The 26,423-nt window shown below is 38.6% G+C and carries 24 protein-coding genes, 1 pseudogene and 1 riboswitch; of the genes and pseudogenes, 7 read left to right on the top strand and 18 right to left on the bottom strand.

Annotation, left to right across the window (positions count from 1 at the left end; genetic code table 11):
- Window positions 1–295: 295 nt before the first annotated feature.
- Window positions 296–1,036: a tetratricopeptide repeat protein gene (locus tag ACVYAD_RS07390; RefSeq protein WP_476425530.1), complete on the bottom strand. Its 741-nt coding sequence runs from the start codon at window positions 1,034–1,036 to the stop codon at window positions 296–298.
- A gap of 406 nt (window positions 1,037–1,442) precedes the next feature.
- Here ACVYAD_RS07390 and ACVYAD_RS07385 point away from each other — a divergent pair, with 406 nt between their 5' ends.
- The 3 genes from ACVYAD_RS07385 (at window position 1,443) to nspC (ending at window position 4,243) form a co-directional block, all read left to right on the top strand.
- On the top strand, window positions 1,443–1,649 hold the full coding sequence (locus ACVYAD_RS07385) for a hypothetical protein (RefSeq protein WP_197141027.1): 207 nt from the start codon (window positions 1,443–1,445) through the stop codon (window positions 1,647–1,649).
- Window positions 1,650–1,877: 228 nt separating this feature from the next.
- Window positions 1,878–3,107 (top strand): saccharopine dehydrogenase family protein, encoded by a 1,230-nt coding sequence (locus ACVYAD_RS07380; protein ID WP_349660559.1) that lies wholly within the window; start codon window positions 1,878–1,880, stop codon window positions 3,105–3,107.
- A complete protein-coding gene (gene nspC / locus ACVYAD_RS07375) occupies window positions 3,104–4,243 on the top strand; it encodes a carboxynorspermidine decarboxylase (RefSeq protein WP_476425527.1) in 1,140 nt (379 codons plus the stop codon). The genes ACVYAD_RS07380 and nspC overlap by 4 nt, the downstream gene beginning before the upstream one ends.
- 43 nt (window positions 4,244–4,286) lie before the next feature.
- On the opposite strand, the gene ACVYAD_RS07370 is transcribed toward nspC, so the two are convergent.
- From ACVYAD_RS07370 to ACVYAD_RS07355, 4 genes are all read right to left on the bottom strand, one after another.
- Entirely contained in the window at window positions 4,287–5,171 is an 885-nt protein-coding gene (locus ACVYAD_RS07370; protein ID WP_476425525.1) for an amidase, read from the bottom strand.
- 44 nt (window positions 5,172–5,215) lie between these two features.
- Window positions 5,216–5,305, bottom strand: a riboswitch (cyclic di-GMP riboswitch).
- A 155-nt stretch (window positions 5,306–5,460) separates the two neighbouring features.
- Window positions 5,461–5,667 carry a DUF6366 family protein gene (locus ACVYAD_RS07365; RefSeq protein ID WP_476425523.1) on the bottom strand — a complete coding sequence of 69 codons (207 nt, stop codon included), beginning with the start codon at window positions 5,665–5,667 and terminating at the stop codon, window positions 5,461–5,463.
- A gap of 269 nt (window positions 5,668–5,936) precedes the next feature.
- Complete coding sequence (locus ACVYAD_RS07360; RefSeq protein WP_053483746.1) at window positions 5,937–6,425, bottom strand: chemotaxis protein CheW; 489 nt, start codon at window positions 6,423–6,425, stop codon at window positions 5,937–5,939.
- A gap of 25 nt (window positions 6,426–6,450) precedes the next feature.
- Window positions 6,451–7,566: a M20/M25/M40 family metallo-hydrolase gene (locus ACVYAD_RS07355; protein WP_476425521.1), complete on the bottom strand. Its 1,116-nt coding sequence runs from the start codon at window positions 7,564–7,566 to the stop codon at window positions 6,451–6,453.
- Between the two features lie 491 nt (window positions 7,567–8,057).
- Here ACVYAD_RS07355 and ACVYAD_RS07350 point away from each other — a divergent pair, with 491 nt between their 5' ends.
- Window positions 8,058–8,363: a hypothetical protein gene (locus ACVYAD_RS07350; RefSeq protein WP_349660563.1), complete on the top strand. Its 306-nt coding sequence runs from the start codon at window positions 8,058–8,060 to the stop codon at window positions 8,361–8,363.
- Between the two features lie 131 nt (window positions 8,364–8,494).
- Here the strand turns inward: ACVYAD_RS07350 and ACVYAD_RS07345 are convergent, their stop codons facing one another.
- From ACVYAD_RS07345 to mce, 3 genes are all read right to left on the bottom strand, one after another.
- The gene (locus ACVYAD_RS07345; RefSeq protein ID WP_476425519.1) at window positions 8,495–9,442 is read right to left on the bottom strand and encodes a hypothetical protein; all 948 of its coding nucleotides are present in this window, start codon (window positions 9,440–9,442) and stop codon (window positions 8,495–8,497) included.
- Window positions 9,443–9,785: 343 nt separating this feature from the next.
- Window positions 9,786–11,333 (bottom strand): acyl-CoA carboxylase subunit beta, encoded by a 1,548-nt coding sequence (locus ACVYAD_RS07340; RefSeq protein ID WP_349660565.1) that lies wholly within the window; start codon window positions 11,331–11,333, stop codon window positions 9,786–9,788.
- Between the two features lie 5 nt (window positions 11,334–11,338).
- Complete coding sequence (gene mce, locus ACVYAD_RS07335) at window positions 11,339–11,752, bottom strand: methylmalonyl-CoA epimerase (RefSeq protein WP_197141038.1); 414 nt, start codon at window positions 11,750–11,752, stop codon at window positions 11,339–11,341.
- 125 nt (window positions 11,753–11,877) lie between these two features.
- Between mce and prli42 the strand changes: the two genes are divergently transcribed.
- Window positions 11,878–11,973, top strand: coding sequence for a stressosome-associated protein Prli42 (gene prli42, locus ACVYAD_RS07330; protein ID WP_323647026.1), 96 nt, complete (start codon window positions 11,878–11,880; stop codon window positions 11,971–11,973).
- Window positions 11,974–11,993: 20 nt separating this feature from the next.
- Here prli42 and ACVYAD_RS07325 read toward each other — a convergent pair whose 3' ends face one another.
- From ACVYAD_RS07325 to ACVYAD_RS07280, 10 genes are all read right to left on the bottom strand, one after another.
- The gene (locus ACVYAD_RS07325) at window positions 11,994–12,971 is read right to left on the bottom strand and encodes an aromatic acid exporter family protein (protein WP_476425516.1); all 978 of its coding nucleotides are present in this window, start codon (window positions 12,969–12,971) and stop codon (window positions 11,994–11,996) included.
- 226 nt (window positions 12,972–13,197) lie between these two features.
- Window positions 13,198–13,638, bottom strand: coding sequence for a BrxA/BrxB family bacilliredoxin (locus ACVYAD_RS07320; RefSeq protein WP_197141043.1), 441 nt, complete (start codon window positions 13,636–13,638; stop codon window positions 13,198–13,200).
- 193 nt (window positions 13,639–13,831) lie between these two features.
- Window positions 13,832–14,929, bottom strand: a complete 1,098-nt coding sequence (gene meaB / locus ACVYAD_RS07315; RefSeq protein WP_476425513.1) for a methylmalonyl Co-A mutase-associated GTPase MeaB — start codon at window positions 14,927–14,929, stop codon at window positions 13,832–13,834.
- On the bottom strand, window positions 14,929–17,082 hold the full coding sequence (gene scpA, locus ACVYAD_RS07310) for a methylmalonyl-CoA mutase (protein WP_349660568.1): 2,154 nt from the start codon (window positions 17,080–17,082) through the stop codon (window positions 14,929–14,931). The genes meaB and scpA overlap by 1 nt, the downstream gene beginning before the upstream one ends.
- Window positions 17,079–18,770 (bottom strand): methylmalonyl-CoA mutase family protein, encoded by a 1,692-nt coding sequence (locus ACVYAD_RS07305; RefSeq protein WP_476425511.1) that lies wholly within the window; start codon window positions 18,768–18,770, stop codon window positions 17,079–17,081. Before ACVYAD_RS07305 ends, scpA begins: the two co-directional genes overlap by 4 nt.
- A 132-nt stretch (window positions 18,771–18,902) precedes the next feature.
- Window positions 18,903–20,246 (bottom strand): dihydrolipoamide acetyltransferase family protein, encoded by a 1,344-nt coding sequence (locus tag ACVYAD_RS07300; protein WP_476425803.1) that lies wholly within the window; start codon window positions 20,244–20,246, stop codon window positions 18,903–18,905.
- A gap of 293 nt (window positions 20,247–20,539) precedes the next feature.
- Window positions 20,540–21,523 carry an alpha-ketoacid dehydrogenase subunit beta gene (locus ACVYAD_RS07295; RefSeq protein WP_079561764.1) on the bottom strand — a complete coding sequence of 328 codons (984 nt, stop codon included), beginning with the start codon at window positions 21,521–21,523 and terminating at the stop codon, window positions 20,540–20,542.
- Complete coding sequence (locus ACVYAD_RS07290; RefSeq protein WP_476425508.1) at window positions 21,523–22,539, bottom strand: thiamine pyrophosphate-dependent dehydrogenase E1 component subunit alpha; 1,017 nt, start codon at window positions 22,537–22,539, stop codon at window positions 21,523–21,525. Before ACVYAD_RS07290 ends, ACVYAD_RS07295 begins: the two co-directional genes overlap by 1 nt.
- A 239-nt stretch (window positions 22,540–22,778) precedes the next feature.
- Window positions 22,779–24,206, bottom strand: a complete 1,428-nt coding sequence (gene lpdA, locus ACVYAD_RS07285; RefSeq protein ID WP_476425506.1) for a dihydrolipoyl dehydrogenase — start codon at window positions 24,204–24,206, stop codon at window positions 22,779–22,781.
- Between the two features lie 108 nt (window positions 24,207–24,314).
- Entirely contained in the window at window positions 24,315–25,409 is a 1,095-nt protein-coding gene (locus ACVYAD_RS07280; protein ID WP_386827282.1) for a Leu/Phe/Val dehydrogenase, read from the bottom strand.
- Window positions 25,410–25,971: 562 nt separating this feature from the next.
- Between ACVYAD_RS07280 and ACVYAD_RS07275 the strand changes: the two genes are divergently transcribed.
- The gene (locus ACVYAD_RS07275; RefSeq protein WP_079561768.1) at window positions 25,972–26,208 is read left to right on the top strand and encodes a DUF2627 domain-containing protein; all 237 of its coding nucleotides are present in this window, start codon (window positions 25,972–25,974) and stop codon (window positions 26,206–26,208) included.
- Window positions 26,174–26,423: pseudogene (locus ACVYAD_RS07270) on the top strand (hypothetical protein); the annotation flags it as partial. The gene ACVYAD_RS07275 and the pseudogene ACVYAD_RS07270, both read left to right, overlap by 35 nt.

The following is a 26,423-nucleotide window of genomic DNA, read 5'->3' as shown; positions in this document are numbered from 1 at the left end:
TCGATAAAAACCGAGTGCTATTTTAACCAAAATACTGCTGAACAAAGAGCTGGACTTTCATCAAAAGATATATTTGATATGATTCAATTAATTAAATAATAATAAACAAGGCAAAGGTTTCATGATCAATCTCTACCTTGTTTATTATCTAATTACTCTATTTCTATTGATATTTAATAATCATTTCCCCACCCGTTACAGTAAATCCACCTAACAGGCTTGAATTGTACCTTTACTTCAATAAATCTATTTTTTAATCATGCAACTTTTAGGACAACTTCTCTTCTCATCCGTCTTATAGCATTTGTTTTTTCCATTGCGACAGCACGTCATTGGATTTCGCGATGTCCACTTTTAATGAAACCTGTTTATTTGAGCAACGTTTCTTAGCCTTTTCCCAAGCTTCTTCTAGAGCAGGTAAATAGCTTAAATTTTTTGTAGCTGCGACAAGCTGTAAAAAAATATTCCCTTGAATATAGTACCAGCGAGGGTTCATACTATCTAGTTGAATTGCCTCTTCAATAAGACGTAGTGCCAAATACGGACTGCCTTCATTGCGGTTCAAAAACTGTGCGAAAGCTCCCCAGTAAAGAGCTTTATTTGGTTGTAGTTTTATCGCTTCCGCATATTGCACAAGTGCTTTGTCATGCTCCTTAGCAAGAGCAAAATATTCGGCCATTGTATAGTAAGCATTCGCTTGTGCCTCGGCCGATCCAACCATCAATTCATCAACTACTTTACCAAATTGCTTTTCATCCTCACTTCCTATGTATGCAGCGAGTACATCACGCTCTAGATAAGATCCATCTGTTCGTTCAACACTTTGCTTCATTTTTTCAGCAGTAGGAATAGGCATATTTGCATAACCGTTCTCTTCCAACAATGCGACGTGCTGTTGAATGGTTGAACATGATTCATGTTCTGAAAACGCACTATTAGCTATAAGTGCTTTGGCTAATTGATAGCTTTCTTTCACATGACCATTTATAAATAATTCATTGATTTGTTGAACTTGCTCATCAAATTGATTGATCACTATATAAATCCTCACCTTCACAAAAGAAAAATCTTATAAGTATTTTACCATCTTTAAATCTAAAACAAACTAAATAGCAATAATTTTTCTATAATTCTATCAATTGTTCGGCACTATCTTTATAGAAAGACCATAATACTAGAAGTTAATCTTCGTTAATACTTGGTGACTCATCGGGGATCAGCAATAGAGGAACGTGCGAAAGCGAAGCGACAGCAACAATGTTTTATCTGTGCGAAAGCGAAGCGACAGCAACAATGAAGCGCCCAGTCGGAACAGAAATCAACCCTACGTTTTAGTGATAAGCCTCAAAATCAAAAAGGGTTTGATAAAGTTCTGAATTATGAGATAATTGAAGTATATTTTCATTTTTGAGGCATGTAAACTGTAAATAGGAGGGCTTACTTTGAATAGACGATTGCATTTTGTATCACTTATTATCGGAAATTTGTTAACACTAGGAGCTATTTTCATATATGCTATGCAAAGTCAAGTGGATGTGGCCCTCAGCACATACGCCCTTGTGATGGGGTTCTTAAGCACATCACTACTAATCTTTTTTTATTTATGGGGGGATGAAAAACAACAAATTTCTAATCGTTTTTCTAAATAAGTCGGGTGATTTAAAATAAACAAATTTCCCCTTCTCTACAGTTAGTAGTTTGGGGATTTTTTTCATGAAAAGCTTCTTTTTTTGTGGTATTCCCCTCTGAATACGACTAATTATTGTTGAAAAATAAAAAATTTTGTAGAAAATTTAAAAAGAATGATTGAGTAGTGATTCAATTTTCTGTATAATCAGCTTGTTTGACAATACTTATTTGAACTTGGGGGTAGACAATTGGGTAAAGCATTGATTATAGGAGCTGGCGGAGTAGCCAGTGTTGTGGTACACAAGTGTGTTCAAAATTCGGACGTATTTGAGGAGATTTGTATCGCAAGTAGAACTGTTTCAAAATGTGACGCTCTAAAAGAAAAACTAGACGGCGGAAAAACAAAGATTCATACTGCACAGGTAGACGCAGACAATACGGAAGAGGTTATTGAGCTTATTAAAGCCTTTGGACCAGAAGTTGTTATTAATGTGGCACTACCTTATCAAGACTTAACGATTATGGATGCTTGCTTAGCGACGGGTGTACACTATGTGGATACTGCAAACTACGAGCCACCTGAAACGGCAAAATTTGAATATAAATGGCAATGGGCTTATAAAGAGAAGTTCGAAAAAGCCGGCTTAACTGCTTTACTTGGTAGCGGTTTTGACCCAGGCGTAACGGGCGTTTTCACAGCTCATGCACAAAAACATGAATTTGATGAAATCCACTACATTGATATTGTGGATGCAAATGCTGGTGATCACGGTTACCATTTCGCAACAAACTTCAACCCAGAAATCAACATTCGTGAAATTACAGCGAATGGTCGTTACTGGAAAGAAGGTGAGTGGGTTGAAACTGCACCACTTGAGAAAAAAGAGGTTTATAACTTACCAGAAATCGGACCAAAAGATATTTACCTTTTATACCATGAAGAACTAGAATCACTTGCTAAAAACATTAAAGGCTTAAAGCAAATCCGTTTCTGGATGACATTCTCTGAAAAATACTTAACTCACTTAAAAGTATTAGAGAATGTTGGTATGACTTCTATCGAGCCTATCGAATTTGAAGGACAAATGATTCAACCAATTCACTTCCTTAAAGCTGTACTACCTGATCCAGCATCACTTGGACCACGTACAAAAGGAAAAACTAACATCGGTTGTATTATTCGCGGTCTAAAAGATGGTAAGGAAAAAACTTATTATGTGTACAATGTATGTGACCACGAAGAATGCTATAAAGAAGTTGGTTCACAGGCAATTTCCTATACAACTGGTGTACCAGCAATGATTGGTGCAATGCTAGTGATGAACGGTCAATGGCGTAAACCTGGCGTTTGGAATGTCGAAGATTTCAATCCAGATCCATTCATGGATGCACTAAATACATGGGGTCTACCATGGCAAGAAAGCCATAACCCAGAATTACTTGACCTAGAGTTAGATGCAAAGGAATTAAATCGATGAAGCCAATTGATTTCTCAAAAGTTCCGTCCCCTTCTTACGTAGTGGATGAACGATTATTAACAAAAAATCTAGAACTTTTAAAATCGATTCAAGATCGAACAGGCTGCCGTATTTTACTTGCCTTAAAAGGGTTTTCTATGCATTCAACATTCCCTTTAGTGGGTGAATATTTAGCAGGGATTACGTCTAGCTCATTATTTGAAGCGCAACTTGGCTATGAAAAAATGGGTAAAGAAGTTCACGTTTATGCACCAGCTTACGTGGAGCATGAAATGGACGAACTACTTGGCTATGTTGATCATATTGTGTTTAATTCATTTAACCAATGGAACCAGTATAAGGACAAAGTAAAATCTGCTGGTAAAACAATTGAATGTGGTATTCGTATCAATCCTGAGTACTCTGAAATTGAAACAGCACTTTACGACCCTTGCTACACGAATTCTCGTCTTGGCACAACTTTAGCTAACTTCGACAAGTCACAGCTTGACGGTATTGATGGCTTACACTTCCATGCGATGTGTGAGCAAAACTCAGATACGTTAGAGCGTATTATACAAGTTGTCGAAGAAAAATTTGGTGATGTCTTACATCAAATGAAATGGTTAAACTTTGGTGGAGGTCACCATATTACTCGTGAGGATTATGATGTAGAAAAGCTTGTAAATATCATTAATTACATTCAAGACAAGTATAACCTTCTCGTATATTTAGAGCCAGGTGAAGCTGTTGCACTTAATACAGGTTATTTAGTAGCAACTGTCCTTGATATACAGAAAAACGGTATGGACTTAGCAATTTTAGATACATCGGCAACTTGCCATATGCCAGATGTTCTAGAAATGCCATACCGTCCAATGATTATCGGTTCAGGTCACCCAAATGAACTAGCTCACACATATCGCTTAGGCGGGCTTACTTGTCTTGCAGGTGATGTAATTGGCGATTATTCATTTGAACAACCTTTACAACCAGGCGATCGTCTAGTATTTACAGATATGGCGCATTACTCAATGGTGAAAAATCATATGTTTAATGGTGTAAACCTTCCATCCATCGTTTCTTATAACGATGAAGAAGGCATTAAAGTCATTCGTAAATTTAAATTTGAAGACTATAGCGGCCGACTTTCATAATACCAAAGAAAATCCTCTCCAACTTATCGCTGGAGAGGATTTTTTACGGCTTCATATTCATCCAACTATCAACATGATGAATGGCAAAACCATTATAGCTTGTTTTATTGGCATACTGTTTATGAACTTGTGCTAACTGTTTATTCATATAGGCTTCTCCATCTTCATAGAAGGTAATATTTTTTCCTTCATTAGAGGCTCCTGTTTCCACACCAATAACAATTGATTTGTTTACTTTTTTGCCATAATCTATTTCATGTTCAACAATTTTAATAATATCTTTAGCAGCATCTCGATAAGCCATTATTGAAACACTTTCCACTTGGTCAATGACCCAGTTCGCTAATAAACCTTGACCAAATTGGTTATTATATGAGACTTCGTCAAACCAAAATGGCATATCTGCTTCTAAAGGCAATTGTAATTGCTCAGTACTCCCTTTGGCTCTAGTGAGGAGCGCTTGATAGGATTCAATTGTTTTTTCTTGGTTCGAGCTCCAACCACTATTTAAGTAAGGCTCCACATCGAGATGAACTCCAGAAAATTGCTCTGTTACTGCTGCATTTTCATTATATGATTGTATCCAATCAAACAGCTGATCCTGCATTTTATAGCCATCTGCTGATACCCAGCTTGCAGAACCATCCAACGCATATACTTTTATACCTTTTGTCGTAGCTTTATTGATAAAACTTTTGTAATCGTTACTTGCTATATCACTATTAATTTGTAAATATAATTTCTTTACTTGTTTGCCTTCTAAAAATGAGAGTACCCCTGATTCATCTTCAACAATCTTTGTCGTATCCCATAACCAAGTAGCCTTATCTTGCATGGACTTTGCGTCAACCTTTCCCATTGTTAATCCTAGCACACTTACAATTGTTACTATAAAAACAATAATTGTTTTTAATAGTGAACGTACCATATAATCACATCTCCATTCTATTTGCCGAGGCTCATAGAACAGAACCTGGCAACCTGACGATCATGCACTAAAAATAGTGTTTAGACTCACGGCTTTGCGTCCTTCCCTTTCGGTGAAGTTTGCCTTTTACAGTAGTTTTCTTCCCTTACATAATACGACGTTAAAACGAAGATGTCTGTAGGTATTACGCATAAATTTTATTAACAACTTTCAACTAGAAAAAAAGAACACAGGTTATTTTTACTATATCAACATATAAACATAGAAGAGATTATCTATAAATATTCCTTTAACTGAAAAACAATTTATACGTAATGTATCCTATAAATAACACTAAAATTAATACTATCGTTTCTTTCCAACCCATACCATTTAAATCCCCACTACTCCCCCTATTTACCCCATCGTTTAAAGCACCCGTAGGATTGTTTTTTAATTCATTTTGTCTTAAATTCTCTCTTTTTTCTTCTGGCGTTTCCTTTTTTTTTGAATCCATGTGACGAATACCTCCCAAAATAATTATTTAATTATTTACGAAATATATCTTCTGAAGATGAGGTCTTGTAGATAGAGGACCTCAGACTAAGTCCACGGCACCTCTCCCCCTCAGTAACCGTCGGAACAGAAACCACCTTTGTTTTTACGATGAACTTCAAGACACTGGCAGAAAAAAGTTAAAAAAGAGACAGAATCACATATTTGTAATTCTGTCTAGACCATCCACTTTGATGTGTATTATTGAATTAATTTTTAGCTTTATAAAACTCAAGCCTCTACGTTTTCTTTTTCATTTTCAAGCATTTTGTGCAAATAATTAATTATTTCACGTATACCTTCTAATGAATTCACAAGTATTTTCGGGTCAACGTAAGTAATCATACGATTTTCTAGATTTGCCACAGCTGTAAAGTAGCGTGTTTTTGAATAATTTACTAGTCCCATCTGTTTTAATACCGACTCATCAAAATCAAGAATTTCACGAGCTTCTGTGACAAGTAATCCATAATTCACAACATCCGTGTTCAACACAATAATACGTGCTGTTGCAGCATTAGAGGAACGATTATAAAGAATACGCTCAAAATCAAGCACTGGCACAAGCTCGCCACGAATTCTTGTGAAACCTAGAAGATAATTAGGTAAATGAGGAATCGGTGTTACTTGCTCTAACTTTTCAATCGAAATCGCTTGCTCCACAGGCACTGCGTATTCCTCTGTACCACAAGCAAAAACTACTGCCTTCACACTTTCCATGCGGTCACATCCTTCGGTTCTGTTGTTATTTTTTCGCAGATTCTTTTACGATTTCAACAAGTAAATCTGCTAATTTTTCTAATTCTTCTACTGGGATCTTTTCATTTGTTGTATGAATGTCCTCGTATCCAACTGAAAGATTGACTGTAGGGATGCCAAAACCTGCAATAACATTAGCATCGGAACCTCCGCCTGAAATACCTAGCTTTGGTGTGAGATCGATGTTCTGTGCAGCTGCGATCGCTACTTGAACAACTTTATCTGATTCTGTTACACGGAATCCAGGATACATTAGCTTTACTTCAACTTCTGCCTTTGCCCCTAATGAAGCAGCAACTTGCTCAAACGTCTCCTGCATATGCTGAGTCTGTGCATCTAACTTCGCTTTGTCGATTGAACGAGCTTCCGCAAGAATCGTTACTTCATCACACACAATATTTGTTGCCTGACCACCTTCAAAACGACCAATATTTGCTGTTGTTTCTTCATCTAATCGACCTAGCTTCATTTTTGCAATACATTTAGAAGCAACCGTAATCGCTGAAATTCCTTTTTCTGGTGAAACACCAGCATGCGCTGTTTTACCAATTATTTTAACGGAAAGTTTCGCTTGAAATGGAGCTGCTGTGACAATTCCTCCTACTTTACCATCACTGTCGACAGCAAAGCCATATTTCGCCTTAATTTTAGATGGATCTAACTCTTTAGCGCCAACAAGGCCACTTTCCTCGCCAGCTGTAATAATAAATTCAATATCACCGTGTTCGATATTTTGCTCTTTTAAGCGTTTAGCCATTTCAAATAATGCAGCGATACCAGCTTTGTCATCAGCACCTAAAATAGTTGTACCGTCTGAAACAATATAGCCATCTTCACGAAGAGATGGTTTAATCCCTTTACCTGGGACAACTGTATCCATATGAGAAGTAAAATAAATTGGTTCGATATCTAATGAACCTTTTAGCGTAGCAAGTATATTACCTGCTCCATGCCCGTTTCTAGTATGTGCATCATCTTGTTCTACTGTAAAACCAAGCGCTGTTAGTTTGTCGACTAAAACCGGCGCAATCACTTGTTCATATTTTGTTTCTGAATCGATTTGTACGAGCTCAAAAAACTCTTCTACTAAACGACTTGTCATGTTGTAGGACTCCCTTAGTTTACGTGTTTTTCCACGTCATAGTTATCTTCTATATTTTAGCACACTGCTGCGTTTGGGAAAATAAAACGATTACATTGTTTTTCAATTGATGGTTGTAATTACCCACTTCTATTCGATTAATTCGCAAATTATATACAGGTGAAAATCCTGATAATTATGGAAGCACCTTGTTTCAGATTGAAAGGAAATGAGCACTTAACATATATATAAACGGCTGAACAAATATAGAATGGACAGTTCGATGACTAACATGACAAATCATGTTTTCGTTATCTTCATAACATACTGGTCAGAACCGTTCATGAATTCACACTGCTCACCTCAAGGAAACGAATAGATTGAAATGTAAATCACTAAGAATTTAAAAGTATTATTTATCTGGTAGTTAGGTTTTTAAATGAACTTTGTAATGGAAAATTACGTTAAAATATTTTATAGATTATTAACGTCAATTTTTTTGGAGTGGTGACTTGAAGAAAAAAGTTATAGTTATTGTATCTTTGTTAGTTGTAATTATATTGTTGCATTCAACACCCAGTATGGCATTAAGAACACATATATTTTTTATGGGTTATCCAAAGGCCGCAATTTCTTCAGGAATTATTGAAGATAAAGAACATAATGAAGTAAATAAAGATAAATTTGCCGAATTAAATGCCAAAGCGTACTCCCTAACAAATCCTCCAATAGAAAAAGCTACTCATGGCGAATTAAGAAACTTTCTCGTGAGGAAATTTGGCTTTTTACATTTTGCAGATTACTACGGTGATACTTAAAAACGTTCGTCAGTCAAACGAGGACTTTACACAAAAAAAACGCTCAAATTACTGAGCGTTTTTTTCTCCCGATCAACCGAACCCGTTAGAAAAAGGGAAAATCTTTTCACAGTTTACTTTACATCTACGTTTTAAAAGATCGCTTCTTTTTCTTTTTGCAGAGACTGCAAATAATCATCTGCCTTGTTATGTTTATCCTGTAGACGCAAAATTGTATTATGTACATCATCTTGTACACGAGATACCTGATCTCTTGCAGTGGATATTTTAGAATGGACAGACCAAGCTGAAAAAATATCATCAAAGAAATAGTCCGCAAATTTCACAAATCCATCTGTATCAACTTGTAATGATTTCGTTGACATATCATGTACATCCAGCAGTTCATTATGGAAGCGTTGTAACGCAATTTGAGCATTGTGAAGATAATTTTCGGTCTTATCCAGTGCATCATGCTTTAAATGCGTAACAAAGAATCCTCCACCAAAAAACGTATCCCAAGTTGAATACCCATTAGCGGAATGCAATGACTCTGCTGCTTGTCCAAGCTTAGTAAGTGCTGTTTCACCAGCCGCTTCTGCTTCCTTTATCTCTATCAGTAGTTGTTTCGTAAGCATTTCCTCATGAGCTAATTGTTCAAGTCTTTTTGCCTGCTCAGGCTCATGGATTTGTAAGTAGCCTTTCTTTTTAGCATTTAATCGGCTTAAAGCTTCTTGTAACTCTTGTTCATTAATTTGAGAAAGCTTGGTGTTTATTTGCCCCAAATCATGTGTCAAATCAACATCCATCTTCTTTGCTTCATTTATTTTTAATTCAAGAATAGCTGCCTTATCAATTTTTTCTACACGTAGCTCATCTTGTTGCCCTGTCCACGTACGAATCATATTCATAAAAGAAAAGCCTTCTAACTTATCGAGTCTCAAACGAATTTGATTGAGTGCTTTAGAATGTTTGTCAATTTCCTGTTGGGCATGCCCGATTTGCTGTTCAATTAATACCTTTTGTTCACTTAATCTACTGGCAGTTCTTAATTGTGCATGTATTATTCCTTGCTCTTTTTGTAATTGTTTCCATTCCATTCATCTCAACTCCTCATACATATATGTACGGATGAAATGCAAATATGTTTCAATTATCTGTTATTAATAATTAATCTATTATTATCAAGCGTGTTTATTAACCGTTTTTACCCACTCTAATTAGAAGGCTCTGATTTCCTCTACAGGCTACTCGCTTTCCTGCGGGAGTCGAGTAGCCCTACGCTACAATCAGTTAAAATGAGCATACATTAGCAAAATATCAACAAAAAAAATCCGCTTATCAGCCAATAATAAACCTATATTTTCCTATTCAATACGACTGTTTTATTATCTAAAGTAGAAAAGCCTAGGAATCCGAATGGATACTAGGCTTGTACAATTGTTATAGAGGAATATTTCCGTGTTTTTTCTCTGGACGCGTTTCGTGTTTGTTCGCTAACATATCTAGCCCTTGAATTAGCTTAATACGTGTATCACGTGGATCGATAACATCGTCCACCATACCGCGAGATGCCGCAACGTATGGGTTTGCGAATTTTTCTTTATATTCTTCAATTTTCGCTGCACGAGTTGCTTCTGGATCTTCTGATTTGGCAATTTCACGCGCGAAGATAATATTAGCTGCACCTGCCGCACCCATAACAGCAATTTCTGCATTAGGCCAAGCAAATACTAAATCAGCCCCAATTGATTTAGAGTTAAGCGCAACGTACGCACCGCCGTATGCTTTACGGAGAATCACAGTAATTTTTGGTACAGTTGCTTCTGAGTATGCATAAAGAATTTTCGCTCCGTGACGGATAATACCACCATGCTCTTGTTTAACGCCTGGGAAGAATCCAGAAACGTCTTCAAATGTGATGATTGGTATATTGTAAGCATCACAAGTACGAATGAAACGAGCAGCCTTGTCTGAAGAATCAATATCTAACCCACCGGCTAATACTTTAGGTTGGTTACATACAAGACCAACTGATTCACCAGCAATACGCGCAAAACCAACTACTACGTTTTTTGCAAATTCTGAATGCACTTCCATAAATGAACCTTCGTCCACGATTTGCTCGACTACTTTACGAACATCATAAGGACGAGTTGTTTCGATTGGTACCGTATCCACGATTTCTGGACGATAGTCGTCACCCTCTGGACGTGCCTGGCGTGGAGCTTTTTCTTTATTATTTTGTGGTAAGTAGCCTAATAGTTTCTTGATTTGATCAATCGCTGTTTCTTCAGAAGGTGCGCGGAAGTGTGCGTTACCACTTATAGCGTTGTTTACTTTAGAACCACCTAAATCTTCAGCAGAAATTTTTTCACCTGTTACCGTTTCGATAACTTTAGGTCCTGTAATAAACATTTGAGATGTTTTATCAACCATTAGAATGAAGTCTGTAATTGCTGGAGAATATACCGCCCCACCAGCACATGGTCCCATGATAACTGAGATTTGCGGAATTACCCCAGAGTAGATTGCATTACGATAGAAAATATGACCATAACCATCAAGTGAAAGTACGCCCTCTTGAATACGAGCACCACCTGAATCATTAATACCGATAAATGGTGTACCATTTTTTGCTGCTAGATCCATTACTGTTGCCATTTTTTTGGCGTGCATTTCACCAAGCGCTCCACCAAATACTGTGAAGTCTTGAGAGAATAAGTATACTGGACGTCCATTAATTTTACCGAAACCAGTTACTACTCCGTCGCCAGGACCTTCCATCTTGTCCATGCCGAAGTCTACTGTACGGTGTGTAATGAATGGGTTGATCTCGAAAAATGTACCTTCGTCTAGTAATAATTCAATACGCTCACGAGCAGTTAATTTGCCTTTATCATGTTGCTTCTCGATGCGCTCATAGCCGCCACCAAGTTCAATTACTGTCTTACGGTCATACAACTCATTAATTTTGTCGAACATATCCATACTGATCACTTATCCCCTTTTCCACTTTTATCGCATAACTCATATAACACACCGAAAGATGATTTCGGGTGCATGAAAGCAACCTCTGCACCACCAGCACCTGGTCCTGGCTCTTCTGATAAAAGACGTACACCTTTTTCACGAAGCTCAGCCATACGCTCACGAATCCCCGTTACACCGAAAGCTACATGGTGAATACCTTCTCCACGTTTTTCGATGAATCCATGAATAGTACTTTTTTCACTCATCGGTTCTAATAATTCAATTTTTACATTACCCGCATCTATGAATGCAACACGAACCTGTTGAGATTCTACTTCTTCCACTTTTAGCAGCTTTAAGCCTAAAGTTTCTGTATAATATGTAATGCGTTCATCAAGATTGCGGACCGCAATCCCAATATGATCTACTTTCTCCATGGTGACATCTCCTTCTGTTATGGTACATAATCTATTTTACAGACTTTTTCGTCAAAACTCTACTACTTGAGAAATTTTTCAGATTTGCTAAACTATTTATAAGAAAAGAAGGAGCGAACGAGCATATGAGTAATAAAAAATTTCAAAAAATCGTAGTTTATACTATGGTCGCGATCATGGTAATTTCAACTCTAGCATTCGGCCTATCGATGATAGTTTAATGAAAGGCTAGGCGTCCGCATTACTGCGGGCGCTTTTTCTTTACCTTTATTCCCTTAAAAGACTGCTTTATTTCTAAATATCGATCCATTTCCTCAATAAATTGATAAAGTGCCGCTTGTGCTAAAAATTGCTCATGATTTTTCGGCAATGGTAATTGGGCGAAATCTACCTTTACTTGCTCTAATTTTTCTCTAAATTGACTAGCCGTATTTCCTGAATGAACATGTTCACCGAGGTCTTGTAAAAAGTCAGCAACGATCACAGCCTCTTGTACTATAACAGGAAGCGCCGTTATTTTAGGCAGAACTCGATCTATAATTTCCAGCTGCTGTTCACGCATATCAAAATACACGTAGTAGTCATTTTCTCGCCTCGTAAAATGATTTTCAACATCTTTAAACGCTAGGGATTTTGCACTATTCAATACTTTAATTGCTTCAATAATTTCCTGCCCATCCCACAATGTATCGCCTTCTCTTAAATAGTTGGCAATTTCTAAAAAAATCTTACTGTAAAGTTCCTCAATTTTAACTCGATAGTAATTTAATTCCTTTTGAATGTCTGGCATATACATATTTATAGCTATTCCCGTCCCATAACCAATTGCCATTAATGCGAATTCATTATAAACAAGCGCTAATGAAAAGCTTTTAGCTGCATATATATGCATGATAATAACTGCACTAGAGACAAAGCCATCCGCTACCCTTAATGACACGATTGTTGGTATAAAAATGAGTAGCATACCTGCTAATGCAAGTGGATGATAGGAAAATAGCTCAAAGCTCAAAAATGCATAAAACATTGCGATAATACTTGCGACAAATCGTGTATAAGCAGCATGAAGAGATTTTTTCTTCGTTGGCTGTACACATAATATTGTTAGAATACCAGCAGATGCATAAGAAGCTAATTCAAAGTATTGGGCAATGGCAATAGCGAGTGCTGCGCCAAATGCCGTTTTTAATGTACGATAGCCGATTGAAAACTTCTTCAAGTCGACTGCCTCCTATCTTTTAGTACTCTACTTATTTTATTCAATTTAAAGAAAACTATAAGCTAATCGTTTAGCCAATATTACAAAAATTCTAAATGCAATTCTACTGAAATCAGTGGAGAAAGCGATGCTAACCGGAGAATTTTTTAGTAGTAAGACTCCGCAGACATTTTATAGCCTGCGGAGTTTTCTGCTAAATGAATAGCTTTTCTATAATTGAATAAAATTAAAGTTCGTCGCAGTATTCCTCAAAGTTTGCTTGTAAGTTTGTTACTACTGACATTGGGTCATGACCTTCAATTTCATAGCGTCCAACTTCTGCTACTACTTGTCCATCCTTTAATAACACAAATGATGGGGATGATGGTAAATGATCTTCACCGAAGTGATAACGAGCAGCTGCAGTTGCTTCTTTATCTTGACCAGCAAACACCGTTACAAGATGATCTGGACGTTTATCGTAATGTACGCATTGTGCTGCTGATGGACGTGCAATACCTCCTGCACAGCCGCATACTGAGTTTACCATGACTAATGTTGTACCTGGGCGAGCAAACGCCTCTTCAACAGCTTCAGGCGTGCGAAGTTGCTCATAACCAGCAGCCTCAATTTCTGCACGTGCTGTTTTTAAAATTTCTTGCATAAATAAATCGTAATCCATATTCATATAGCGATAGCTCCTTTCAAGATCGCGTCATCATTAGCAATTATATCTCGACATAATTGCGTCCAGTGGCTTTCACTTTTTTCAGCTGAAAGAAGTGAAACTTACTAGCTTTAGATATTCGACGCTCATACATCTCCTATCATAGCAGTTAGTGACGAATTTGTGCACCTACTTGCTCATATATTAGATGATATTATTTCTGTGATTGTTCATCGCTAAATAAACGATCTACACCTTGTGTAACTGTCAACTGTCCATTTAAAATTTGACGTTCTAAAAGCTGCACTTGTGATTTCCGTTCTGGATTACCATAAAACATATCAATTAACTGGTCGGTAATCATCGATTGGAACCAATCTCTTGTCTGATTTTGACGTCTGATTGACCAGTAATTATTTGCCTCAACGATTTGTCTGAACTTCCCTATTGTATCCCAGACTTTGTCGAGACCACGTTTTTCCCACGAGCTTACCGGCATTGCTGTGGACATCCAACCTGGAGTTGCAGGCTGTAAGAAATGTAAAATTTGCTTGTACTCGGATACCGTTTTTTTAGCCAGACGAACATTATCACCATCAGCCTTATGAACAACAATAGAATCCGCTAACTCCATAATGCCCTTCTTCATGCCTTGTAACTCATCTCCGGCACCTGTTAAAACTAACAGCAAGAAGAAATCAACCATCCCTCGGACATACGTTTCACTTTGTCCAACACCAACTGTTTCTATTAAAATGACATCATAGCCAGCCGCTTCACATATAAGCATCGTTTCACGCGTCTTTTTATGAACACCCCCTAGGGTACCAGCTGATGGAGAGGGACGAACAAAAGCATTAGGTTTTTTCACGAGCTCTTCCATTCGAGTTTTATCACCTAAAATACTTCCTCCCGATAAAGAAGAGCTCGGATCGATTGCAAGGACTGCCACTTTTTTCCCCAACTCACAAAGCATCGTTCCGAAAGCCTCAATGAACGAACTCTTTCCTGCACCAGGCACGCCTGTTATCCCAATCCGGACACTGTTTCCTGTATGTGGTAGAAGCTCCTGTAAAAGCTCTTGTGCTTGCACTTTATGTGTTGCATTTGAACTTTCAATGAGTGTAATAGCTTTTGACAAGTGTGTACGAGAGCCTGCACGTACTTCTTGTGCAAGCTCCTGTATGTTTAAATTGTCTGCTTTTTTCTTTCGGAACTTTTTCGGTGTACCATATTGCATTCCGTCGTGAGTTGCCTCTACTCCGTCCATAACAAATAGCGCACTTTCAGGCATTCCTTTATTTTTGTCCATTATTCAGACACTTCCTCATAGCCTAAACGTTTGTAAATCTCTTCAATAATCTTTTGTGCCGATACAGGAATAACTGTACCAGGTCCAAAAATAGCTACTGCACCAGCTTCATAAAGGAATTCATAATCTTGTGCCGGAATAACGCCTCCAACAATAATAATGATATCTTCACGGCCCAGTTTTTCTAGCTCCGCTACTAATTCAGGAACTAATGTTTTATGACCTGCAGCTAATGAAGAAACACCAATGACATGAACATCGTTTTCCACAGCCATTTGAGCTGCTTCAGCAGGTGTCATAAATAATGGTGAAATATCAACGTCGAAGCCTAAGTCTGCATAGCCTGTTGCTACAACTTTTGCACCACGGTCATGTCCATCTTGTCCCATTTTCGCTACTAAAATACGTGGACGACGACCTTCATTTTCAAGGAACTCCTCTGTCATTTGTTTCACTTCAGCAATTTGCTCTTCATCTGAGAAGTTTGCAGAGTACACACCAGAGATTGAACGGATTACTGCCTTATGGCGACCTGAAACAACTTCGATTGCATCAGAAATTTCTCCTAATGAAGCACGAGCACGCGCAGCATCTACTGCAATCGCTAATAAGTTTTCTTCGCCATCTTGCGCCGCTTTTGTTAAACGAGCTAGATGTTTTTGTACTTCTGCTTCATCGCGCGCCGCCTTCATAGCTTCTAAACGTTCAATTTGTTTTTGACGAACTAATGTATTATCAATGTCAAGAATGTCGATAGGTTCTTCTTTATCTAAACGATATTTGTTTACACCAACGATCGTTTCTGTTTTAGAGTCGATCTTCGCTTGACGTTTTGCAGCAGCTTCCTCGACTTTCATTTTTGGAAGACCTGTTTCAATCGCTTTCGCCATACCGCCAAGCTCTTCGATTTCTTCAATTAAAGCCCATGCAGATTTTGTAATCTCGTCTGTTAATTTTTCCACATAGTACGACCCGCCCCATGGGTCAATAACTTTCGTCATAGCCGTTTCTTCTTGTAGGAACAGCTGCGTATTACGTGCAATACGCGCAGAGAAATCAGTTGGTAGAGCAATCGCTTCATCAAGTGCATTTGTATGAAGCGATTGAGTATGCCCCATTGATGACGCATTTGCTTCGATTAATGTACGTGTCACATTGTTAAATGGATCTTGCTCTGTTAAAGACCAACCAGATGTTTGTGAGTGTGTACGAAGTGCTAATGTTTTCGGGTTTTTCGGATTAAACGTTGACATCATTTGTGCCCAAATTCGGCGTGCAGCACGCATTTTTGCAACTTCCATGTAATAGTTCATACCGATTGCCCAGAAGAATGATAAACGTGGTGCAAAGGCATCAATATCGATTCCAGCTTTAAGCCCTGTACGAACATATTCAAGTCCATCTGCTAATGTATACGCAAGTTCAATGTCATTTGTTGCTCCAGCTTCTTGAATATGGTAACCAGAAATCGAAATAGAGTTAAATTTTGGCATATATTTCGCCGTATATTCAAAAATATCTGCAATAATTTTCATAGACATTGCCGGCGGATAAATATATGTGTTACGAACCATGTATTCTTTTAAAATATCGTTTTGAATCGTACCCGCTAATTGGTCAGGAGTCACTCCTTGCTCTTCAGCAGCAACGATATAAAATGCAAGAACTGGCAATACAGCACCATTCATTGTCATAGAAACTGACATTTGGTCCAAAGGAATTTGGTCAAATAAGATTTTCATATCTTCTACAGAGTCAATCGCTACACCGGCTTTACCAACATCCCCTGTTACACGCGGATGGTCAGAGTCATAGCCACGGTGAGTTGCTAAGTCAAAGGCAACAGAAAGACCTTTTTGACCCATTGCTAGATTACGTTTATAGAATGCATTTGATTCTTCAGCTGTTGAGAAACCAGCATATTGGCGAACAGTCCAAGGACGAGCTACATACATAGTAGGGTATGGACCGCGCGTATTAGGCGCAATACCTGCTACATCATTTAAATGCTTTGCCTCTTTAATATCTTCTTTTGTGTATATATCTTTAATTTCGATACCTTCATTAGTCATGAATTTTTCTTCTGACGCTTGAGGCGCTTCTGCTGCTAAAACTTTTTCGATTTCAACTGCACTAAAATTTGGCTTGCTCATCGTTGGACCTCCTTCATGCTAGCGAACACTGAATTTAATTTTTCAATGATGTTCTGTCCTGCGAAAATAAAGCCGTTTAAGCCATTTGCTAACCAAGCTTCTTCTTCGTCTTTAAATTTACCTGCAACGTCAACAATTATGTTTGCTCGTTTGCCAGCTAAAATGGCTGGTACTAATTCTTTTGTATCGTCATCATTACCTGCAATGACTACATATGTTGCTTCTGTAGCATTTAACCAAGCTAATGCTTCTTCAGCTGTAGCAATTGGTTCACTTTTTTCTGGTACTAGACCTACAGTATTTAAGAATCCTGACACGAAGTCAGCACGTGGTTTTGAGCTTTTTAGTGTACCTAATGCTAAGATTCCTGTTGTTACATTTGCTGCTGTCATTTCCGCACGTAAATGTTCAAAAGGTTTAGCAATGCGCTTAATTTCTGCAAAAGCTGGGTTTGTTGCGCTGTCAAGCACATCTGCTGGATTAGCATAAATATTTGTACCGATCAATGATTGCTTACGTGTTTGTACCGCTTTAATACGAGCTTGGTAGGATTTTTCTAGTTCTTCCGCAAGCTTTCCAGATGCAGTGTAAGCGTCGATACCTCCAGCTGCTTCAATTTCTAAAAATAATGTCCAAGCTTCTTTCACAAAATCTGCTGTTAATGACTCAATAAAGTAAGAGCCACCAGCTGGATCTATAACTTTTAAAACATTTGTTTCTTCTTTTAAGATTAAAGATACATTTCGTGCAATACGAACCGATTGATCTGTTGGTTTCGTTAATGCATCATGAGGGTGAACTGTAAAGACATCCGCACCACCAATTAAGCCAGAAAGAGTTTCATTTGCCGAACGTAATAAGTTTACATAAACATCCAGCTTCGAGAAACTTCTTAACGATGTTTCAGCAATCGTTGGAATTTTTATGCAATTAGATACTCCATATGCAGATGAGAACGCTTTCCAAAGTACTTTAAAAGCACGGAGTTTGGCAATCTCTGTAAAGAACTGTGTATCCACTGCAAATGATACATAAAACTTCTTCGCGAACGCATCAAAGCTTTCTTCTTGATTTGCGTATTTTGCGGCTAATGCAAGTGCATAAGCTAACTCTTGCACTGCGTTTGCGCCTTCATTATGATAAACCGTTGTGTCCGCACCGACTGAGCGCACGTTCGGGAAATTATTTAAAAATATAGGATTTTTAGATACGATGAAGCCTTTTACAGCTTCTCGCTGATTATCTGCTATTTTGTCGAATACTGCTAATAATGGGTCATTTGAATTTTCAACCGACATTTTAAACGAATATTCAGAGAAATAAGTCGCTAATTGTGCCACTACTTCTTCAGTCCATTCAAAATTCACACGGCTATCAATTGTTACTACTTCATTGCCTCGAGCTAAGCTATCATCAAGCTGTGCGAAAAACGCATCGCTTGTTTCAGCATATATTTGCTGTGCCACTCGAAATGCTTCGTTATTTTGTAGGGAACGGATCGTAGCAACTTGTTTATCAAGTTCTTCTCCAAGTTTTGCTACTAAACTTTCTTGGGTGTAAAGAGGTTCTAATGTAATACCTTCACTCGTTTTCGTTAAAAGAGACTCGAGTGGTTTCCCTTTTAAAGCCTTGATTGCTGCATCTTGCCATTCTGAATAGGACGGCTTTTCAAATTCAATATTTTTCATGTTGTTTGACATGCGGACGCTTAATCAGCTTCCCCCCTTAGTAGTTTCTATTTGTTATTCTACATGACAAATTGCGACTCGCAAAGCAAAAAAAAATCGGAAACCGTTATATAACAGGCTTCCGACAAGTCATCAGTAGACTGACGTTGAAGATTTATTTGTATTTTCGAGTATTTCTTTAACTCTATTTAGGAATTTACCACAAACAAGTCCGTCAAGAACTCGATGATCTAAAGATAAACATAAATTCACAATATCTCGTGCTGCGAACATTCCACCAGGTAAAATAACTGGTTTTTTCACAATACTTTCCACCTGGAGGATGGCCGCTTGTGGGTAATTAATGATGCCCATCGACTGAACAGAGCCGAATGCACCCGTATTATTAACCGTAAATGTACCACCTTTTATATCATCCATCGATAATTTTCCGGCGCGAACTTTCCCTGCAAGCTCATGAATTTCCTTCGCAATGCCTTTAATCGATTTTTCATCAGCGTGTTTTATAACAGGAACAAATAACGCATCATCTGTTGCGACTGCAATAGATATATTAATGTCATGCTTTTGAATAATTTTGTCCTCTGCCCACATAGAGTTCATCATCGGGAATTCCTTTAGAGCTTGAGCCACAGCTTTTACAAAGAAAGCAAAATACGTAATATTAAATCCTTCTTTTTGCTTAAACTCAGCCTTTATGCTATCACGGTATGCTACTAGATCTGTGACGTCCACTTCCATCATCATCCATGCATGCGGCACTTCATGAACGCTTCGTACCATATTATTGGCGATTGCACGGCGCACCTTTGTTACCGGAATTTCTATATCGCCTGCTTGCATTGGTTGTGTAGGTGTGACCGCTTTCGTATTCTCTTGTGCTGCATGTGTTGTATCCGGTGCTGATTGCGGAACTTTTTCATCGACTACAGGTGATGTTTCCACTAAAGGCGTTGGAACATTCCCTGTTTCAATCAGTTTCATTAGGTCTTTTCTTGTAATACGTCCACCTTCACCAGTACCTGTGATTTGATCAAGGGCAATTTCATACTCTTGTGCAAGTCGAAGAACAGCTGGTGAATAACGTACTTTATCCTGACGAACTGTTTTTTGCAATTCTCTTGAAGCTGTAGTTGGTTGCTGAGTTTCCTGTTTCTTTTGTACACCTGCATTTAAAATTGCAGTACTTACCGCTGATTTTTTAGCTGGAGGTGGTGGAGGTAACTCACTGTCACCTGCTATTTCAACGGAACAAACGACTGCACCAACCGGTAACGTTTGCCCTTCCTCTGCAAGAAGCTCTGATATGACTCCTTCAAAAGAAGATGGGATTTCTGCATTTACTTTATCTGTAACAACTTCTGCTAGTGGATCATATTTTTTTACTGTATCACCTGGTTTGACAAGCCATTTTTCAATCGTACCTTCAGTTACACTTTCGCCGAGCTGTGGCATTGTAATATTTTGAATAGCCATCATCTATTCCCCCCATCAATTATGCCTAGGTGTAATTGTATCTATCAAATTACTATCATATTTTATACTATACTCATCACCATAAAGTGGGGTTGATTTCCGTACCGACTTGACGCTCTCCTAGGGGCGTCCAATCCCCCTAGGAGGAGTAACCCTGTCTCAACTCCAACCAACTTATATACACGACATAACGTTTTAAGAAATGTCATCCCGAACTTTCGATGAAGAGTCTTAAATTCGTTTAAAAGCTTCTATCATCACATGAGTGGATAACAGAAATAGATCCATTTATATTAGAATGCGGCAAGTTCTCGCATCGCACGCTCTACTTTATCAGGGTTAATCATAAAATATTTTTCCATCGTCGGTGCGTACGGCATTGCCGGAACATCAGGTCCTGCAAGACGTTGAATTGGTGCATCGAGTTCAAATAAACAATGCTCTGCAATGATTGCTGCAACTTCACTCATAATGCTACCTTCTTTATTATCCTCAGTAACTAGTAAAACTTTACCTGTTTTACTTGCCGCCTCAATGATTGCTTCTTTATCAAGCGGATAAACCGTGCGTAAGTCAAGAATATGCGCTGAAATACCATCTGCTGCTAGACGCTCTGCAGCTTGTAATGCAAAATGGACAGCTAAACCATACGTAATAACAGTAACGTCTTCCCCTTCCCGCTTAACATCTGCCTTACCAATCGGCAATGTGTAATCGTCTACCGGGACTTCGCCTTTAATAAGACGATATGCACGCTTATGCTCAAAAAATAGCACTGGATCTTCATCGCGGATTGCTGCTTTTAATAAGCCTTTAGCATCATACGGTGTTGAAGGTATAACAATTTTCAACCCTGGTGTTCCTGCAAAAAGTGCCTCTACAGATTGCGAATGGTAAAGTGCTCCGTGAATACCTCCACCAAATGGTGCACGTATAACCATCGGGCAAGACCAATCATTGTTTGAACGATAGCGGATTTTTGCTGCCTCAGAAACTATTTGGTTAACTGCAGGCATGATGAAGTCAGCGAATTGCATTTCGGCAATTGGACGCATTCCATACATCGCGGCACCAATACCAACACCTGCAATAGCACTCTCTGCAAGAGGTGTGTCAAGTACCCGATGTTCACCAAATTGATCGTAAAGACCTGCTGTCGCTTTGAAAACCCCACCTTTACGACCAACGTCCTCTCCTAAAATGAAAACACGCTCATCACGTTCCATCTCTTCCTTCATCGCTAATGTAATCGCATCAATATAAGACATTACTGCCATTACACGTCACCTCCGTCCACTGGTGCATATACGTATTTCATAGCATGCTCTGGTGGTGCATACGGAGCAGCTTCTGCATAATCTGTTGCTTCATTCACCTCTGCCATGACACGTTCTTCTATTTCAGCACGAAGTTTTTCCGTCATAACACCAGTATCCATTAGATACTTTTCAAATAACAAAATTGGATCCTTTGCCTTTCCTTCTGCTATATCCTCAGCAGTTCGGTATTGACGATCATCGTCATCCGAAGAATGGGCCGTTAAGCGATACGTCACTGTCTCTATCAAACTTGGTCCTTCACCTCTACGAGCACGATCAGCCGCTTCTTTCACAACCTTATATACTTGCAACGGACATTTTCCATCAACTGTAACACCTGGCATACCATAGCCAATACCGCGATCTGATACTTTCGCACAGCCTAATTGACGTTCAACTGGCACAGAAATTGCATATTGATTATTTTCTACCATTATAATTACCGGAAGCTTATGCACTCCTGCAAAGTTCGCACCTTCATGGAAATCACCTTGGTTAGATGAACCTTCACCGAGTGTAACGAAAGTAATAAAATCTTCCTTTTGTAGGCGCCCTGCTAAAGCTACACCCACCGCGTGCGGAACTTGTGTCGTAACTGGCGAAGAACCTGTTAAAATACGATTTTTCTTATGTCCAAAATGACCTGGCATTTGGCGCCCACCCGAGTTCGGATCCTCTGCTTTAGCAAATGCAGATAACATCAATTCTCTCGGTGTCATACCAAAATGTAAAACAACACCCATATCACGATAATAAGGTGCAATATAATCTTTGTTATGATCAAGAGCAAAGGCTGCCCCTACTTGCGCCGCCTCCTGACCCTGACAAGAAATAACAAACGGAATTTTACCAGAACGATTTAATAACCACATTCGTTCATCTAGTCTTCTTGCCATTAACATCGTTTCGAATATTGCAAGCACATCTTCATTTGTTAACCCTAAATCCTCATGCTTAATTTGAACACCTTGCATACGAACACCCCTTTCGAACGTTTCGCTTTCGCTACAAAAACACCTTTCTGGATACAGATAACTAAAGTAATTATGGCTCTTCATCAAAATATGTACTTGATTGCACATTCCACTCCAGAAAGGACATTTTCCTCGAACGACGTCACCTTCCTCTTTATGAGCACTTTTATCAATCTACCTGTTAATCAAGAACAGATTTTTGTTTTGACCCTAGACTTTAGTTACAAAAACTGCGAATCTTAAAAATGAATGGCGCGATGATCCACCGCTAACGCCGATTCCGCTAGCACCTCATTCAGTGACGGATGTGGATGAATGGCCTGACTTATTTCCCAAGGCGTTGCATCCAATAATTTAGCAAGCGATGCTTCTCCAATTAAATCTGTCACATGTGGACCTACCATATGAATACCCAAAATATCATTCGTTTCTTCATCAGCAACAATTTTTACAAAACCATCTGTCTCTCCATTAACTAGTGCTTTTCCAATCGCCTTGAACGGAAACTTACCAACCTTCAATGAAAAACCTTGCTCTTGTGCATCCCTTTCTGTTAAGCCAATACTTGCGACCTCAGGGTAAGAATAGACACATTTTGGAACATTTAGAACATCAAGTCCCTCTGTTTTACCCGTTGCAATATGCTCAATAGCAGACACCCCTTCGTGTGAGGCAACATGCGCTAATTGTAAGCCACCGATAACATCCCCTATGGCATACATATGTGATTCCTTCGTTTGATACGAATCATTGACTTTGATAAATCCACTTTCTACTTCAATTTCTGTATTTTCTAAACCAATACCTTGTGTATTGGCTTCACGTCCAACACAAAGCAATAATTTATCTGCCTCAAATAATTCATCCTTATCATTTACTTTTGCAGAAATGAAAACGTTATCATTTTCAATTTTAAAGGATCCTGAATCTAAGCGAGCGTTCGTCACAATGCGGACGCCTCTTTTTTCAAGTTGCTTTGTTACTTCTTTTACAATATCCGCATCCTCTGCAGGTAAAATGGATGGCCCATATTCAATGACCGTTACGTAAACCCCAAAATCGCAAAGCATCGAGGCCCATTCAATTCCAATAACTCCTCCGCCAACAATTAACAACGACTTTGGCAGTTCTTCCATTTCCAATGCATGATCAGAGTTCATCACATATTTACCATCAACCGTTAGTCCCGCCATTCCTCTTGGCTTTGATCCTGTGGCAATGACAACATTTGTTGGAACTAGCATTTCATTTTCATCGCCATTACTCATTTCAACAGAAATAGTGCCAGGCATCGGTGAGAAAATAGATGGACCTAAAATTCGCCCTATTCCTTGATAAACGTCTATTTTACCCTTTTTCATCAGTGTATTCACACCTTGGCTCAATTGCTCAACAATAGCTTGCTTCCTTTCTTGCACTTTGTCGAATTGCAATGTAACCCCTTCGATATGAACACCATATTCTGCCGCAGTTTTATTTGCCATACGATACACTTCAGCACTTCGAAGTAAGGCCTTACTTGGTATACAGCCTTTATGCAAGCATGTTCCACCTAGTCGTTCACGTTCGACAATAGCTGTTTTTAAGCCCAACTGTGCAGCTCGAATTGCAGCTACATAACCCCCTGTACCTCCGCCTAAAATGACAACATCATAGTTTTGAGCCATATAGATTCCCCCTTGTGAGACAAATGCTAATCATTCATGTAATCTATTAATTTACGATAAAGTTAGAAGAAGTCGACAATGCGACTTCTTTCAACGAATAAGCGGTTTTTAACGACCGTGTAAAATATTTTTTTCATTTTTTAAGAATTGGCTACGAGACTTTGATACTCGAGCGATACGTTCTTCTGCCAAACGATTAGCTGCTACATACGTCGGTATACCATCACGTTTAGAAATCGCGAAGATTTTTTCAAGACTATCGTAAATGCCTTCGACACGTTTCATTGCACGTTCACGGTTATATCCATATAATTCATCAGCTACATTTATTACTCCACCAGCATTAATTACATAATCAGGTGCATAGACTATTTCTAATTCATGTAAATAATCACCATGTCGAGAATCTTGTAATTGGTTATTGGCAGAACCTGCGATAACCTTTGCTTTTAGTTGCGGAATCGTTTCATCATTTAAAATCGCTCCTAATGCACAAGGTGCGAAAATATCAACTTCCTGTGAATAGATTTCCTCCGGTGCTACAGCAGTCGCATCAAAATCATTCACAACGCGATCAATTGCCGCTTGATTAATGTCTGTAACAACAAGTTTTGCACCTTCATTATGTAAATATTCGCAAAGCTTGTAGGCTACGTTTCCTAAACCTTGTACAGAAATAGTACGTCCCTCTAATGAGTCAGATCCAAATGCTTCTTTTGCTGCCGCTTTCATCCCAAGGTAAACGCCGTATGCAGTTACTGGTGAAGGATTTCCTGATGAACCAAAAGCAGGGGAAATTCCCGTTACATAATTTGTTTCCTCATGCATTAAATCCATATCTGTTACTGTTGTACCTACATCTTCTGCCGTAATATAGCGACCATTAAGCCCTTGGATAAAACGTCCTAGTGCACGGAACATTTCTTCATTTTTATCTTTAAATGGGTCACCGATAATAACCGTTTTTCCACCGCCAAGGTTTAAACCAGCTGCAGCATTTTTATAGGTCATCCCTCTTGCTAAACGCAATGCATCCTCTATTGCATTTTCTTCTGATGCATATGTCCACATACGTGCCCCGCCTAATGCTGGTCCAAGTGTTGTGTCATGGATAGCGATAATCGCTTTTAACCCTGATGCTTCATCTTGGCAAAATACCAATTGTTCATAATCATACTTTTCCATATACTTGAAGATTTCCATGAAAACTCGCCCCTTTGCTTTGGAAAGTGCATCCCCAAATGCCCATTCCAATTCAGTATAATTAGTGTATCAATTATGCCTCGGCATAACTGCGTCCGGAATCGGCTTTGTGCATAGGCCTGCACGAGGGCCGACACGATGTCGGTCATTTCGGTAATGCCACAGGACGTGGCGTTTTTACCGACGCAGGTCAGTTAGCCATTTTCGCATGGATGCAATGATTTTAGGCTAACATCCTATATTGAATTGTTTTCCGATTCTGTGACATCCGCCGGAGGCTTTAAATTCTTTCACCAGGTATTTGGATACCTGCTGAAAAAATTTAAAATTGTTTAACAATGGATAATATTGCTCCATTTAATTTTACAATACTGACAATTTCACAATTTAGCAACTATTATTACATTTTCTTGTTTAAGTAAGAATTTTCTAAAGATTCAGTTACAATTATCACGTTTTGTCTTACTTATTTTTGAGTTCATCAGTTCCATAGTTTTATAACGTTTCTTGACATTCCAATATCCACAGGTACAATTAAACTTAGGAATAAGGAGGGACATGCATGGCTCGTTTTGCTGCATTTATAGTAATGCTTATTCCCGGTCTTATGGCTGCAGGTGGCATTAAATTTATGCGTGATACATTATTTGGTAAGCTCATTTCACCTTTCCCATTTTTATGGCTACAATTTGTCGTTGGCATTATTCTTTTTGTTATAGGCTTTGGCTTTTTCGCAGGTTTTTTACTTCACCGCGATCGGAAAAATGGAAAAGTGGCTCCGCGCTTCCAGAAAAAATAAAAATAGCTATCCTAATAAGTCTCAACAAACTTATTGGATAGCTATTTTTATCTTCATTCAAAATCTTCAGCTACACTGTTTATCTGTAGCGAAAGCGAAGCGACAGCAACATTGTTTATCTGTTGCGAAAGCGAAGCGACAGCAACATTGTTTATCTGTTGCGAAAGCGAAGCGACAGCAACATTGTTTATCTGTTGCGAAAGCGAAGCGACAGC

The sequence above is a fragment of the Lysinibacillus sp. G1-3 genome, assembly GCF_056322905.1.
This window is presented reverse-complemented; position numbering and strand designations above follow the sequence as displayed.

What these genes read in the sequence shown, in the direction of transcription:
- nspC (WP_476425527.1), top strand. Translation starts at nt 3,104, where the DNA reads ATGAAGCCAATTGATTTCTCAAAAGTTCCGTCCCCTTCTTACGTAGTG.
- ACVYAD_RS07370 (WP_476425525.1), bottom strand. Translation starts at nt 5,171, where the DNA reads ATGGTACGTTCACTATTAAAAACAATTATTGTTTTTATAGTAACAATT.
- ACVYAD_RS07365 (WP_476425523.1), bottom strand. Translation starts at nt 5,667, where the DNA reads ATGGATTCAAAAAAAAAGGAAACGCCAGAAGAAAAAAGAGAGAATTTA.
- ACVYAD_RS07360 (WP_053483746.1), bottom strand. Translation starts at nt 6,425, where the DNA reads ATGGAAAGTGTGAAGGCAGTAGTTTTTGCTTGTGGTACAGAGGAATAC.
- ACVYAD_RS07355 (WP_476425521.1), bottom strand. Translation starts at nt 7,566, where the DNA reads ATGACAAGTCGTTTAGTAGAAGAGTTTTTTGAGCTCGTACAAATCGAT.
- ACVYAD_RS07345 (WP_476425519.1), bottom strand. Translation starts at nt 9,442, where the DNA reads ATGGAATGGAAACAATTACAAAAAGAGCAAGGAATAATACATGCACAA.
- ACVYAD_RS07340 (WP_349660565.1), bottom strand. Translation starts at nt 11,333, where the DNA reads ATGGATATGTTCGACAAAATTAATGAGTTGTATGACCGTAAGACAGTA.
- mce (WP_197141038.1), bottom strand. Translation starts at nt 11,752, where the DNA reads ATGGAGAAAGTAGATCATATTGGGATTGCGGTCCGCAATCTTGATGAA.
- prli42 (WP_323647026.1), top strand. Translation starts at nt 11,878, where the DNA reads ATGAGTAATAAAAAATTTCAAAAAATCGTAGTTTATACTATGGTCGCG.
- ACVYAD_RS07320 (WP_197141043.1), bottom strand. Translation starts at nt 13,638, where the DNA reads ATGAATATGGATTACGATTTATTTATGCAAGAAATTTTAAAAACAGCA.
- meaB (WP_476425513.1), bottom strand. Translation starts at nt 14,929, where the DNA reads ATGGACAAAAATAAAGGAATGCCTGAAAGTGCGCTATTTGTTATGGAC.
- scpA (WP_349660568.1), bottom strand. Translation starts at nt 17,082, where the DNA reads ATGAGCAAGCCAAATTTTAGTGCAGTTGAAATCGAAAAAGTTTTAGCA.
- ACVYAD_RS07305 (WP_476425511.1), bottom strand. Translation starts at nt 18,770, where the DNA reads ATGAAAAATATTGAATTTGAAAAGCCGTCCTATTCAGAATGGCAAGAT.
- ACVYAD_RS07300 (WP_476425803.1), bottom strand. Translation starts at nt 20,246, where the DNA reads ATGGCTATTCAAAATATTACAATGCCACAGCTCGGCGAAAGTGTAACT.
- ACVYAD_RS07295 (WP_079561764.1), bottom strand. Translation starts at nt 21,523, where the DNA reads ATGGCAGTAATGTCTTATATTGATGCGATTACATTAGCGATGAAGGAA.
- ACVYAD_RS07290 (WP_476425508.1), bottom strand. Translation starts at nt 22,539, where the DNA reads ATGCAAGGTGTTCAAATTAAGCATGAGGATTTAGGGTTAACAAATGAA.
- lpdA (WP_476425506.1), bottom strand. Translation starts at nt 24,206, where the DNA reads ATGGCTCAAAACTATGATGTTGTCATTTTAGGCGGAGGTACAGGGGGT.
- ACVYAD_RS07280 (WP_386827282.1), bottom strand. Translation starts at nt 25,409, where the DNA reads ATGGAAATCTTCAAGTATATGGAAAAGTATGATTATGAACAATTGGTA.
- ACVYAD_RS07275 (WP_079561768.1), top strand. Translation starts at nt 25,972, where the DNA reads ATGGCTCGTTTTGCTGCATTTATAGTAATGCTTATTCCCGGTCTTATG.